Raw genomic sequence first — 12,973 nt, 5'->3', positions numbered from 1 at the left:
TTCAAATATAGTTTAGCCGGCGTAGCTCAGTTGGTAGAGCAACTGACTTGTAATCAGTAGGTCCCGCGTTCGATTCGTGGTGCCGGCACCAGATAGAAGACCCAATAGCAATTAGCTGTTGGGTTTTTTTTATTATTTCAATTAGTTAATTATTTATATTCTTTAAAGATATTGAGACAGGTTTTTAAAACCTCTAAAAAGCTTAATTCAGCTGCTTTTGATAAAAGAGTTGACTTCTTGAGTTTGGGACTCTATAATTCCACTTCTTGATTAAATTTAAAGATTAAATTTATGAAAGCCGGCGTAGCTCAGTTGGTAGAGCAACTGACTTGTAATCAGTAGGTCCCGCGTTCGATTCGTGGTGCCGGCACCAGATAAAGAGCCCAACAGTTTAACTGTTGGGCTCTTCTTTTATCTCTATCTTTATCTTTGATGTTAGGGGTTGATCTTTTTACTGTGCTCCCTTCGATCGTATGTATTACTCAGATAGGGTATCTAAAACATCTGGATTCATCTTTAACACTAATGCTTTAATTTCAGGGCTAGGATACTCTGCTCGATGCATCAGTAGTGAGTAGAGTTCAGGATCTTGCATCTCAAGGAGTGAAAGGTAGAGCTCTTTTTCACTATCGGGAGCACTTTCAAAGTGATTTTCAAGATAGCGATCACAAAGTGCATCAAGCTCTCTCATCCCTCGACGTGAACGCCATTTTATTTTTCGAAGATCATATTTATTATCCATTACATCAGCCTCCAATTAATATTTAACAATTAACGATATCGATTTTGACAATCTTAGTTAATTTCCACTCAAGTCTATATTAAAACCTATTAAAACCTATTAAAGCCTATTAAAGGCTATTAAACTCTATTAGTCCTATTAATGATCGATACTCTTATTAAAGCTTATTAACTTTCGATCCTATAAACCTATAAACCTATAAACCTTAACGATCTTATCGATAGATCATATAGCCATACGACATAGATATACAGATAGCGCCAGACAATTATACAGATAGAGATAGCCTCGATAGATGATGTCAATAGCGTTATCACGATAAGAGTGAGAGCAAAAATCCCAAGCAACTCTTCAAAAATCTTCTATTGATGCCACTGATATGCTCAATAAAAGAGTATAAAAGGCTATAAAAAGCTATTTATAGCTGATTTAAATAGTGATTAAGCTCAGTTTAAATTCAGTGTAAATCATCATTGTATGACTAATCATTTTGTTTATGATTATTCACACGCTTTTATTATCTGCTCTCTATCGATTGCATCTTTTGCTTGTTACTTCTAATACTCACTCTATGCTACCCACTATTGATCTATTTCGGTATCTCTTTTTATGAAGTAGGTTAAAGCGACGGATGAATCTCTCCGATACTTTCTGGTAGGTTTAGATAGTGGATGCTAACGAGAAGAGAGCAAGGAAAAATCCCATTTTATAGCGTTTTGTAGAATAACCCGTAAAAAAAATGCGCAAATGGGGAGAGAATTTTGTTATGATCTATGCCTTGCTAAGAAGTAGATCGCAATTTGCCTTACGCTCTTTTGCTTGATTATGTTTCATATCTTAGCTAGTATTCTCCCCTTAATAAAATTGTGACATGTGGTGAAGCTATGAATAAATGGTTTGAATTAACTCTAAAAGCTGATGCGCGTTTGACGGCTGACCTGCTTGATGAAGCATTAGTTGAGTCAGGTGCTGTTGCTGTCACCATGAAAGATGGTAGCGATGAGCCCATATTTGAACCACTTCCAGGTGAGACACCATTATGGAGTGAAACATTAGTGACAGGATTGTATGAAGTCCCGTGTGATGTTGAAGCGATTAAAGCTTTTTTGATGAGTTATTTAGACCAACCTTATCTTCCAATTGTTGAGACTCATGAATTAGAAGATAAAGATTGGGTGCGTGCTTGGCAAGATCACTATAAGCCCATTAAATTTGGTGAGAATCTCTGGATCTGTCCGACACATCTTCCCTCTCCTGAGCCGGAGATTGCTACGGTTCGTTTAGATCCCGGTCTGGCATTTGGTACAGGAACCCATCCGACAACAGCGCTCTGTTTAGAGTGGCTGTCTGATCATCGTGAACAGCTCATAGATGCGACGATTGTCGATTATGGTTGTGGCTCCGGTATTTTAGGGATTGCTGGAAAATTGTTGGGAGCAAAAGCCTGCTATAGCACTGACATCGATAAGCAAGCGATCTATGCAACAGAGCAGAATGCTGAACGGAACAGTGTATCGATTCATGCAGCGCTTCCAGAATCATTTTCCCCACCTAAAGCGAAGATTGTGCTCTCCAATATCTTGTCGGGACCATTAGTTGAGCTCGCACCGATCTTAGCAAACTTAGTTGAGCCGGGTGGTCATCTTGTTCTTGCAGGACTCTTAGATCATGATGCGGAGTTTGTAAAGGATGCTTACCGGGATCAATTTGAATTCCAAGCAGATAAAAGTTTAGACGGTTGGACAAGGCTCTACGGTATTAAGAGATCGTAATGAAAATAGGCAACTATCAAATATCATCGCCCTATGTGCTTGCACCTATGGCGGGGGTAACGGATCTTCCTTTCCGTAAAATTTGTCGGCGTTTTGGTGCTGGCCTTGCAGTCAGTGAGATGGTCAATGCTAATCCAGAACTGTGGGAGACTGAAAAATCACAACTGCGATTGATCTATGAAGGTGAGCTCTCTCCTGTGAGCGCTCAGATTGTAGGATATGATCCAAAGATGATGGCAGCAGCGGCGCAATTTAGTGTGGAAAATGGTGCTGAAATCGTTGATATCAACATGGGCTGCCCAGCGAAAAAGGTCTGTAAAAAGGCCGCGGGATCTGCATTGTTGCAGGATGAAGCACTTGTTGGTGATATTTTAAAGGCTGTGGTTGCGGCCGTTGATGTACCGGTTACATTGAAGATACGTACCGGTTGGGATCGTGCTAACAAGAATGCTGTAACAATTGCCAAAATGGCTGAGTCGATCGGGATTCAAGCTTTAGCGATTCATGGGCGAACACGAGAGGATCGATTTTTGGGAGAAGCGGAATATGAGACGATTGCAAAAGTGAAAGAAGCAATCTCCATTCCTGTCATTGCCAATGGTGATATTGACTCACTTGATAGAGCGAAAGAGGTATTAGCGGTCACTAAGGCAGATGCCATTATGATAGGGCGGGGCGCTTTAGGGAATCCTTGGTTGTTTCGTTCTCTTATTGAAGAGAAAGATTATCAACCAACCCTTGAGGAGCGTTATCAAATCGTTACTGAGCATATCTCCGCTCTACACCATTTTTATGGGATTGAGAAGGGGATTCGTGTTGCTCGAAAGCATATCCTTTGGTATCTCGGGGATCGAGAGATACCACAAGAGTGGCGAAGCGCAATGTTGCGCGAGAAGATTCCAGAGCAGCAGTTAGCGTGGATTGACAAGATATTTTTAGATCCAGCAATATTTTTTCAATAAAGAACAATTTTCATAACCTTAAGAGGTGATAATTTTACAATATTATCATTTGCTATAGGTCTGTTTTATAGAGCGGATAGATAGATCGATTCACATTCTACGATTGATGGCTTAATTGATGGCTCACTTGTGGTGTGAAGAGATTCTCTTTTTATTGAGTTGGTTACACTAAGAATGGCAGAGGTATAACATGCCCTTTAGTTATCGCTGAGTAATATCTCATTCGCTTCATTTATTTTTTAATTAGATAGATATTCTAGGAGTAGTAAACATGATTTCTCGTGAGCGTCTTAAAGATCATATTCCATTGCGTGAGTCAGTCAAGGAAGCATTAGACGAAATTTCCAGTATGTTAGATGGGAAATATCCACCCAATCTTTACCGTTTAGTGATCAACGAGGTAGAGAGACCTCTTTTTGAGAAAGTATTAGAGTACACGGATGGTAATCAGTCCAAAGCATCGGAGATCTTAGGAATTACACGCTCAACTCTAAAAAAACGTTTAGATTACTTCGATATTGATCCGAGAGATCATAAGTCATAGATCTTCAAAGTATCCATGGCATAATAAGAGAGCAATATAGATCAATCGGTTACTCTAAGTAGATGAAGTCAGTGAAGTGAGCAGTATAGAGAGAAGGTGACGGCATAAAATGGGTAAGCTACTGATCTGTATTGCTCTTAAACTTTGAGATAAGCACAATGGCAGTATTGTAGTTGTAATACTTGTAATACTTGTAATACTTGTAATACATTTGTAATGTTTCAAGTGCTTATCATGTTAATGTGATTAGTGATGAATAGGATTATTGAGGAGAGATGTATGAAGAAAGCAAATGAGATACGTCGAGGTGATGTCGTACAATATAATAACCTCTACTACTTAGTGCGAGAGGTGGAGAAATCTGCACCGACAGCCCGCGGGGGAAATACCACTTTTCGAATACAGATGTTCTCTATCCCCGATAATCACAAAATTGATCTCTCTTTACGTGCTGATGATGAGTTAGATGATGTTGAGTTAACAAAACGTGAGGCAAGTTACTCCTATAAAGAGGGAGATAATTATGTCTTTATGGATAGTGAAGATTATAGTCAATACTATCTTAGTGAGAAGCTTGTAGGCGATGATGCAGGATTTATTCTTGAGGGCATTGAGGGCTATTACGTCTCCTTAGTCAATGAGGTGCCCGTTGCGCTCTCTCTACCGCAAACTGTTGTGTTAGAAGTTATAGATACAGCGCCTGAGTTAAAGGGTGCAAGTGCTACAAAGCGCAATAAGCCGGCAAAACTCTCTACAGGGATTACGGTTTCTGTTCCTGAGTATATTGAAAATGGGACAAAGATTGTGGTCAATACCGATACAAGAGAGTACTCAAGTCGCGCTAACTAAACGCACAAATAAAGGCGTTACTAAAGACATTAACAAAGATGTTAACAAAGAGTAAATTGCGGTTGCGTTACAGGCTTTATTAAAATTTATCAGCTTTATCGTTGATTACAGATGGTGTCATTGCAAGATGACACCATTTTTTTAGGTGGTTACTTTTACTCCTTAATCCTTTTAAAGCCGGCGAGATCCTACTTAATAAGCATTTTGTATGAAAGGTTAAAGGGCATGACTAAAAGGATTGATATAAAAGGTAAAAGGGGTGATTAAAAAAAATAATCTTATAAAAGAGGTGATTTACTCTTGAAATCGTTTAAAAAGGCGATATTAAGTTATAATAGTCAGTATTAATTGTGATCTGTTGTAGTGAGCAGTGCTTTAAAAGTGTATTGCTATCAGATTACGCTCTTCTCGCTTGGATAGTTTTGATCTAGGAGTCAATATGAAAAAATTAATGTTAGCCGGTGCATTAGCAGCGAGCCTCTTTTCAGGAGTCGTTATGGCAGAAGAAGCAGTAACAGCGCCTCATCTCTATGTGGAAATGGATACAACAAAAGGAAACTTTGTTGTTGAACTCGACCCTGAAAAGGCACCTATTACCGTTGAGAACTTTAAAAACTATGTTGATGATGGTTATTACGATGGTCTAATCTTCCATCGCGTTATTGATGGTTTCATGGTTCAAGGAGGTGGCTTTGATCAGGAGATGAAGCAGAAGAAGAGTGGGGCGCCGATAAAGATCGAATCAAATAATGGTTTGAAAAATGAGCGTGGAACGATTGCGATGGCACGGACAATGGACCCTAATTCAGCAACAAGCCAATTCTTTATTAATACTCAAGATAATACATTTTTAGATTATCCCGGTCAGGATGGGTATGGGTATACTGTCTTTGGTAAAGTTGTTGAGGGGATGGATGTGATCGATAAGATTGAAAAGGTTAAGACCACATCAAAAGGGGGCCATCAAGATGTGCCTGCTGAACCTGTTGTCATTGAGAGTGTTAAGTTTGTTGAAAAACCGTAACCGATGCTTTAATGGTTTAAAGGTTTTAAATGTATTTATCGGCTAGTTGTCGATCCCTTGATTGCTACTAGTTATTGATCGTTAACAACGAATAGATCCGCACTGAGTGTTGATCAAAACAGAGGGAATAGAATGAAAAAGTTATGGATTGTGTTAGGTGCAGCGCTTCTTCTTACGGCATGTAATGATAAAGAGGTAACACCGGCGACGATTGATGAGAATACAACAATCGAATTTGATAAGGAGCATTCAGCACAAAATGCACTCGATTATGCCGGCGTCTATAAAGGGCAATATCCTTGTGCTGATTGTAGCGGTATCGATGTAGAGCTTACACTTGAATATAATGGTGGTTACGATCTTAAACAGACCTATCTCGATGTTAAAGGGAAAGATGAAACCTTTAATGAGTCTGGGCGTTTCACGTGGAACAAAGCAGGACAAGTTGTAACATTAGAGGGCACTGATGGCGGACCAGATGGTGCGCTTCGTTACTTTGTCGGTGAAAATGTTCTCTTTCCTGCAGATAAAGAGGGAAAACGTATCGCTAATGAGGGACCTTTTGACTATACACTTCATAAGGTATTACCTGAAGAGTAGTGTACAATCGATCACTCTCTAGTGATTATGAATAGTACATTAATACATTAATCTGTACATTCAGTAGTACGCCAGTTACATCAAGTAACACACAAAAAGCAGTAAAAACAGTACAAACAGTACAAAACAGTACAAAACAGTACAAAACATTAATGGCAACTACCGCTATCGTTAGTGATAGTTGCCATTAGATCTATAACAAAAAAGAGGTATTTAATAATGCTTAAGTTCCACACAACAATGGGCGACTTTACCATTGCACTCAATCATGAAAAAGCACCTGTCACCGCTGAAAACTTTCTTCAATATGCGAAAGATGGTTATTTCAATGGTACGCTCTTTCACCGTATTATTCCTGGGTTTATGGTTCAAGGTGGCGGATTAGAGCCTGGAATGGTGGATAAACATAAAGGACACCGTGAACCGATTCAGAATGAAGCAGATAATGGTCTGAAAAATGTGCGCGGATCTGTTGCTATGGCTCGGACGATGGATCCTCATTCTGCTACCTCACAATTTTTTATCAACTTAGTGGATAATAGTTTCCTCGATCACAAATCGCAGACGCCACAAGGTTGGGGTTATGCTGTATTTGGTGAAGTGGTAGAAGGAATGGATGTGATCGATAAAATGGCTAAGGTAGAGACAACCTCTCGTCGCGGTCATGGTGATGTGCCGGTTGAAGATATTATTATTGAGAATGTTGAAGTTATTAGTGAGTAATCGCTGATGCGAGCAGATTCTATCTCACTCTTTATTGGTGATATACATCTCAGTGAAAGTCGTAACGATATCGTTACGGCTTTCTTCTATTTTATTGATCAAATAGCCCCGATGGCGGATCACCTCTATATTTTGGGGGATCTTTTCGACTTTTGGGCGGGAGATGATATTGAGACGCCTCTCACTATTGCCTTGGCGCATCATCTTGCTGCTTTAGCTGATCATGGAACGAGGATCACCTTTATCCCCGGCAATCGTGATTTTGCCTTAGGTAAGCGTTATGCAAAGCAGGCAAAGATGGAGATCGCACCGAGCGAGCTTATTTTAGAAAATGAGGATATTCTCCTACTTCATGGTGATGAGCTCTGTATTGATGATCATGCTTATCAGCGTTATAAACGCTGGATTCGTCATCCCTTTATTCTCCCCCTTCTACGTATGCTCCCTAAATCTTACCGATTACGGTTGGCGGCAAAAATAAAGCAAAAGAGTGCACAATCGACAGCACGTAAGATTATGGATGTTAATGAGGCTTATACGGAGCAATATTTTCAGAAGCGAGAGGTGACCCGGATGATTCATGGGCATACTCACCGCCCGGCGACGCATGATTATGAAGGTGGGCGGTATCGTTATGTTTTGAGTGATTGGGATACTCAGGGTGATTACCTCAAATTAGAGCGTGGAAAAATAACGAGGCATCAATTCAATATTGCCGATTTTCAGCCGTGATCGTGATTGATCTGTTCTATCATTTCAGGGGAAAATAGCGTAAGATATTGAGTGGTTATATATCACTATAGAGTCCCTATCGATCGTGATATTACGCGACCCATCTCGGTTTAGCGCAGTATACGAGATAGAGAGGGCTAGGTAGATGCACAAAGAGCGTTTCGACCCTTTATTCAATATTAAAAAAGGTATTGAAGTAGCGTTGAAATCGTCTGAAAGCAGCATTAAATAGCATTAAACAAGTATTAATAAGTACAATAATTAAAAAAGAGTAACTATATGAATTCTATTATGCCTTTTATCCAACAAAATTGGATGTTTGTAGCGGCACTCGTTGTTGTAGTCATTCTCCTTATTGCGAATGAAATTAACTCAGCAAGAGGAAAGAGATATCGAATGAGTGTTACAGATGCATTACGTGAATATAATGACGATAATGCGGTCTTTATCGATATTCGTTCGAAAAAAGATTATAAAAAATTACATATCCCTAGTGCGGTCAATATTCCGGCAGCAGAGCTTGAGAAGAAGCTTGAGAGCTTAGCTCAATTTGGGGAGAAGAAGATTATTGTGTATAGCGATACCGATCCACGAGCAAATGAAGCGTGTATTAAGTTGCGTAAGATGCATCCTGACGCGCCTTTAAATGTTTTGGTTGGTGGTATCGTTGGATGGCAAGAAGCGAATTTGCCTCTTTCTAAAGGTTAAAGGAGAAACAGATGAAAAAAGTAGAAGTCTATTTTAAAGCAACGTGTGGTTATTGCCGTCGTGCATTTGAGATTCTTGCGCGCCATGGCGTTGAACCTGTCAAAATTGATGTTGATAGTGATCCAAAACTTTGGGAAGAGTGCCAGAAGCGTTCAGGCCGTAATACTGTTCCTCAAATCTTTATTGGAGATCATCATGTAGGCGGTTGTGATGACCTGATGATGCTTGAGACAAGAGGTCAATTAGATGACTATCTTTCAGGTAAATTACCCCAGTAATCAATTGATTGGCTGATCGATTTGATCTAACTATTTAAAAAGGCAAAGAGATGACTCAAGAGAAACAACCTACATTCGATATTGTGAGAATTTATACAAAAAATGTCTCATTAGAATCTCCTAATACTCCTGAAGTTTTTAAGTTAAATGTTCAACCTGAGATCCAGATTCAGTTAGGAAATGATCATCGTGAAGTTGATCCTAATATCCATGAGATTCTGCTTCGTGTGACGGTTACGGCGACTTATAAAACAGAAGCTGAAGAGGGGGCTGAGGGTGAGACTAAGGTGATGTTCTTAGCAGAAGTAGAGCAAGCGGGTCTCTTCTTAATTGAAGGTTTTGAAGAGGGGCAAGAGGCACACTTAAAAGGTGCATATTGTCCTAATATTCTCTACCCCTATATTCGTCCTGCTTTAGATCAGTTAATCGCAGGAGCAGGCTTCCCGCCGGTAATGCTTTCACCTATTAACTTTGAGGCAATCTATGCCGATCGCTTAGCTCAGCAAGCAGCAGAGGCTGCAGAAGAGCAGGTTGATGCTTAAGTAAGGGCACTATTTTATTTAATTGCTATATCGCTTATCGCTATATGTATGGCTATATCGTTATATCGTTATAGAGCTGATCAATTAAATAAAAGCTTAATGTTAAGCAACCAATAAAAGAGAGACCCAAAATCAATATGCTGATTTTGGGTCTTTTTTATTGCTCAATAGAGGGAATCGATATTTGATAAGTATAAGTACTCCTATTGGCATCGGTTTGAAGGATTTTTTAGTCAAAATGCAGTCAAAATGCGGTCAAAACGTAGTCAAAAGATTATTGAGTCAATGGCACTTATTGAAATGGTACTCATTGAGGCTATTGAGGCTGATAGGTATTTAATCGATTGATCCAGCCAGAGAGCCAGCGTTCCTCCCCTTTTTGAGGATCTGCATTTTTAACCCGCTCCGTTAAGACACTTTCGGCTGCATTTCGAAAGCTTCTTAAAATAGCAGCATTTTTAGCAGCTTCTGTATCTCCCGTTGCTACTAGATCCATCTTTTCTAATACCTGCATTAAACCCCATCCTTCCCCTTTATAGCGCTCTTTAGGGTTGATTCCTTCTCCTTTAAAGTTGACATAATCGATCAAGGCGTAAAGACCATTTGGAACGCCGGCAACATCATAGAACTTCATCTCGATAAAGTCGGGATATTGGGATACCTGCTTCATCTTTTGGAGAGCATTTTGCAATCGTTGATAGATAAAGAGGGTCTGTAGCTCTTGTGTATTTTCTAAAAACTGTATCAGCTCATCGAGTTCGCCGGAGGCTTTAGCTCGGTTGAATGCTTCTCGAGTTTTCCATGGCGCAGATCGATTTTTCTGTAAAATTTTAGGGAGGGGAACGCCTTGATTGGCGATAAAGGTGACTAATGCCGGAAAGGTCTCTTCAAAGTGTGCCGGTTCATCGGTCTTAAACCAGATAAAGTGGCCAATTCCTAATGAGGGGAAGTTCTCCCCTTGATTCCAAACCGCTAAATTATCCCGTTTACCACCGGTCTCATTTTTATAGATTTGTGCTCCGACCTTCGCTAATTCTGCCTGTGAGAGTTGTAGTTGTGGCGCTGCAAAGGAGAGTGATTGCAATGCTAGTGCGATAAGGGCAATGGAAGCCCCTTTTTTAAAGCGCTTTTGGAAAGATGGGATAAGACTCATAGACGAATAGCTCCTTGCTTTTTCCAATACCAGATAAGAAGAAATCCCGCTGCAGCACCGCCAAGATGAGCAAAATGAGCAATCGGGTTCCAAGAGAGATTGAGAAGACCTAAAATCACTTCTAAAACAATAATGCCGGGAATAAAGTATTTTGCCTTGATGGGAAAAGGGATAAAGAAGAAGATTAAACCGGCATTGGGGTAGAGCATTCCAAAGGCAATTAATACCCCATAAATCGCACCGGATGCTCCCATCATTGGACGAATATATTCAGCGACAAGAGCTGAGAGTTCAGGGATGCGATCGATATAACCAGGACCTGTGATAATACCGAGGTGATCCATTTTAAGGTTGTTTTTCACTTCGAATAAGACTTGATTCACAACCGTAGGGGTGTCGAGTGCATAGAGCTCTGCGGTTAAGTTATTGATGGTGAAGTAGCTCTGAATATTAAAGAGGATAAATGAACCCATTCCGGCAACGAAGTAGAGAAGAAGAAACTTTTTTGTCCCAATAACTCGCTCAATTGTTGCACCAAACATAAAAAGGGCAAACATATTGAAGAGTAGATGGGAGATGCCGGCATGGATAAAGAGATGTGTAAAGGGTTGCCAAAGATGGAAAAATGGCGAGCTTGGGAAGTAGCTACCAAGAAAATATTGGAGCTCGAAGATCTCTAAAGCGCTCAGGAGTGCTAAGAGAATAAAAATCCCCACATTGAGAAAAATGAGGGATCGTGTTGCGATCGGTAAATCTCTAAACATAGTGTGCCTTTCGGTTAGATATCGATACAGGGGAGAGTCTCTATGGGAGAGATTATCTTATCATAAGATAAATAGGGAGAATGATTCGGTGGCATCATTTTATTTTGTTAAACTAGCCCTATAAAATCGCAATGGTTTAAGGAGATATCTGGGAATAGGGGCTATATAGTCAAGCGCTATTGAGAGACTCTTTACATATTCGTTAATATATTCATGTTCGCTAAAATATTGGCTTGATGAGATTAGATAGGGATGTTTATTGTATGGTAAAAGAAGAGAGTGGGAAGAAAGAGATTAAAGAGTTACCTTGGATTCGTTATGATCAAAATCCATATGGCGTACCACTATTAGATTTACGCCCGATTACCTATCAGTTAGGAAGTGATATAGAAGAGAGTGCTTTGAAGAATCTAGACTCTTATAGTTTAGAGGATGGCGCCTCATTTTCAGGTTCCTCGCCGGTCACTGAGCGGGAAATAGTAGCTGATCTGCGTTATCGAATTGATGGAAAGCTCTATCCGGGATCTCTCTTTGTCCCTCAAACTCCCGATGATCGCTGGGCGATCTTCTTTGATGGTCAAGCCCTCTATTTTGTTCGCAGCTGGTCTAGAGAGCTTGTGGCAAAAGCAAGCGTACGTTTTGAAGAAAATCAGATGGTAATTGACGCAATTGAGGGGCGAATGACCGATAGTGATTTTGAGACAGAGAATCAGACAGTTGCCTTACTCAATTTTTTAATGTTAAGTCATGTTCTTGGGGAGAGTGCTCCCGTTCCGCTACTCAATGAGTTAGAGCATGATACGAATCGCGCCGCAGTTTGGGCTTTTTCACTCTTTGGTCATCGAGCAAAAGTTGGTGTTTTTGCCGAAGATGCTCTCTTCTCCTCCAAGAAGGTAGTACGAACAACAACGGCTTACCATATTGCTATTGCCAATGATGATCAGGAGAGCGTTAAATTGATTCTACAGCAAGGATTAGTCGATCCTAATCTATTGGCTCAAGATGGTTTTACTCCCATTCATTGGGCGCTCTACACCGATCATTATGAGATGATGAAGCTCTTGGCAGAGCAAGGAGTTGATCTCAATCTTCTCTCATTAAATGGAACAACGCCCTTGATGGATGCAGTAGAGATTAAGTCAGAGAAGGGGTTAGCGGCGCTTTTAACATTAGGTGCCGATCCTAATAAAGTGGATCTCAATGGTTTTTCTGCGCTTCATCGTGCCGCAGCGATGGGATTACCAAAGATGGTAAAGGCACTTTTATTAGCAGGGGCAGCCATCGATTGTCTCAGCCATAATGATTTAACACCTGTCGATTTAGCTAAAGAGAGTGGAAACCAAGAGGTTATCGTTCTCTTAACACCTCAAGACTAGTTATCACTCTTTATATCGCGATGGAATATATTTGTTTAATATAAATTTTTAATATGGCTATTTAATAGCATTACCGCTATTTATATTGCTCCCTTTATCATTTATCCATTTATCCATTTATCTTGAAAGTTATGTTTGCTTTATTGAAATATTTAGCGAAAATTTATAAAAAGAGAGTATCAGGTCTCTAATAGTGCTTTGATT

Annotated in this window: 15 protein-coding genes and 2 tRNA genes; 14 read left to right on the top strand and 3 right to left on the bottom strand. The window is 40.0% G+C overall.

Going from position 1 to position 12,973, the window contains the following annotated elements:
• The first annotated feature begins 15 nt into the window (after nt 1-15).
• Nucleotides 16-91 (top strand) — tRNA-Thr (locus DC077_RS07800).
• A 206-nt stretch (nt 92-297) separates the two neighbouring features.
• A tRNA-Thr gene (locus DC077_RS07795) sits at nt 298-373 on the top strand.
• Between the two features lie 105 nt (nt 374-478).
• On the opposite strand, the gene DC077_RS07790 is transcribed toward DC077_RS07795, so the two are convergent.
• Nucleotides 479-742, bottom strand: coding sequence for an FAD assembly factor SdhE (locus DC077_RS07790; RefSeq protein ID WP_109201942.1), 264 nt, complete (start codon nt 740-742; stop codon nt 479-481).
• A gap of 884 nt (nt 743-1,626) precedes the next feature.
• Between DC077_RS07790 and prmA the strand changes: the two genes are divergently transcribed.
• The 11 genes from prmA (at nt 1,627) to secB (ending at nt 9,476) form a co-directional block, all read left to right on the top strand.
• Complete coding sequence (gene prmA / locus DC077_RS07785; RefSeq protein ID WP_109201941.1) at nt 1,627-2,514, top strand: 50S ribosomal protein L11 methyltransferase; 888 nt, start codon at nt 1,627-1,629, stop codon at nt 2,512-2,514.
• The gene (dusB, locus tag DC077_RS07780; protein ID WP_109201940.1) at nt 2,514-3,476 is read left to right on the top strand and encodes a tRNA dihydrouridine synthase DusB; all 963 of its coding nucleotides are present in this window, start codon (nt 2,514-2,516) and stop codon (nt 3,474-3,476) included. The genes prmA and dusB overlap by 1 nt, the downstream gene beginning before the upstream one ends.
• Nucleotides 3,477-3,747: 271 nt before the next feature.
• Complete coding sequence (locus DC077_RS07775; protein ID WP_094568422.1) at nt 3,748-4,020, top strand: helix-turn-helix domain-containing protein; 273 nt, start codon at nt 3,748-3,750, stop codon at nt 4,018-4,020.
• A 279-nt stretch (nt 4,021-4,299) separates the two neighbouring features.
• Nucleotides 4,300-4,869 carry an elongation factor P-like protein EfpL gene (gene efpL / locus DC077_RS07770; RefSeq protein ID WP_109201939.1) on the top strand — a complete coding sequence of 190 codons (570 nt, stop codon included), beginning with the start codon at nt 4,300-4,302 and terminating at the stop codon, nt 4,867-4,869.
• A gap of 439 nt (nt 4,870-5,308) precedes the next feature.
• Entirely contained in the window at nt 5,309-5,893 is a 585-nt protein-coding gene (locus DC077_RS07765; RefSeq protein WP_109201938.1) for a peptidylprolyl isomerase, read from the top strand.
• A gap of 132 nt (nt 5,894-6,025) precedes the next feature.
• Nucleotides 6,026-6,493 (top strand): copper resistance protein NlpE, encoded by a 468-nt coding sequence (locus DC077_RS07760; RefSeq protein WP_109201937.1) that lies wholly within the window; start codon nt 6,026-6,028, stop codon nt 6,491-6,493.
• 219 nt (nt 6,494-6,712) lie between these two features.
• Complete coding sequence (locus tag DC077_RS07755; RefSeq protein ID WP_109201936.1) at nt 6,713-7,216, top strand: peptidylprolyl isomerase; 504 nt, start codon at nt 6,713-6,715, stop codon at nt 7,214-7,216.
• A 6-nt stretch (nt 7,217-7,222) separates the two neighbouring features.
• Nucleotides 7,223-7,948, top strand: a complete 726-nt coding sequence (locus tag DC077_RS07750; RefSeq protein ID WP_109201935.1) for a UDP-2,3-diacylglucosamine diphosphatase — start codon at nt 7,223-7,225, stop codon at nt 7,946-7,948.
• 279 nt (nt 7,949-8,227) lie between these two features.
• Nucleotides 8,228-8,656 (top strand): rhodanese-like domain-containing protein, encoded by a 429-nt coding sequence (locus DC077_RS07745; protein ID WP_109201934.1) that lies wholly within the window; start codon nt 8,228-8,230, stop codon nt 8,654-8,656.
• A gap of 11 nt (nt 8,657-8,667) precedes the next feature.
• A complete protein-coding gene (gene grxC / locus DC077_RS07740) occupies nt 8,668-8,934 on the top strand; it encodes a glutaredoxin 3 (protein WP_109201933.1) in 267 nt (88 codons plus the stop codon).
• Nucleotides 8,935-8,984: 50 nt separating this feature from the next.
• Nucleotides 8,985-9,476: a protein-export chaperone SecB gene (secB, locus tag DC077_RS07735; RefSeq protein ID WP_109201932.1), complete on the top strand. Its 492-nt coding sequence runs from the start codon at nt 8,985-8,987 to the stop codon at nt 9,474-9,476.
• Nucleotides 9,477-9,792: 316 nt separating this feature from the next.
• Here the strand turns inward: secB and DC077_RS07730 are convergent, their stop codons facing one another.
• Both DC077_RS07730 and DC077_RS07725 read right to left on the bottom strand, forming a co-directional pair.
• Nucleotides 9,793-10,629 carry a hypothetical protein gene (locus tag DC077_RS07730; RefSeq protein WP_109201931.1) on the bottom strand — a complete coding sequence of 279 codons (837 nt, stop codon included), beginning with the start codon at nt 10,627-10,629 and terminating at the stop codon, nt 9,793-9,795.
• The gene (locus DC077_RS07725; protein ID WP_109201930.1) at nt 10,626-11,393 is read right to left on the bottom strand and encodes a rhomboid family intramembrane serine protease; all 768 of its coding nucleotides are present in this window, start codon (nt 11,391-11,393) and stop codon (nt 10,626-10,628) included. Before DC077_RS07725 ends, DC077_RS07730 begins: the two co-directional genes overlap by 4 nt.
• A 263-nt stretch (nt 11,394-11,656) precedes the next feature.
• Here DC077_RS07725 and DC077_RS07720 point away from each other — a divergent pair, with 263 nt between their 5' ends.
• Nucleotides 11,657-12,769, top strand: a complete 1,113-nt coding sequence (locus tag DC077_RS07720) for an ankyrin repeat domain-containing protein (RefSeq protein WP_157953514.1) — start codon at nt 11,657-11,659, stop codon at nt 12,767-12,769.
• Nucleotides 12,770-12,973: the final 204 nt, after the last annotated feature.

The organism is Ignatzschineria cameli, assembly GCF_003121895.1.
Taxonomy (GTDB): domain Bacteria; phylum Pseudomonadota; class Gammaproteobacteria; order Cardiobacteriales; family Wohlfahrtiimonadaceae; genus Ignatzschineria; species Ignatzschineria cameli.
Note: the sequence above shows the minus strand (reverse complement) of the source record. Positions and strands in the feature narration are given on the sequence as shown.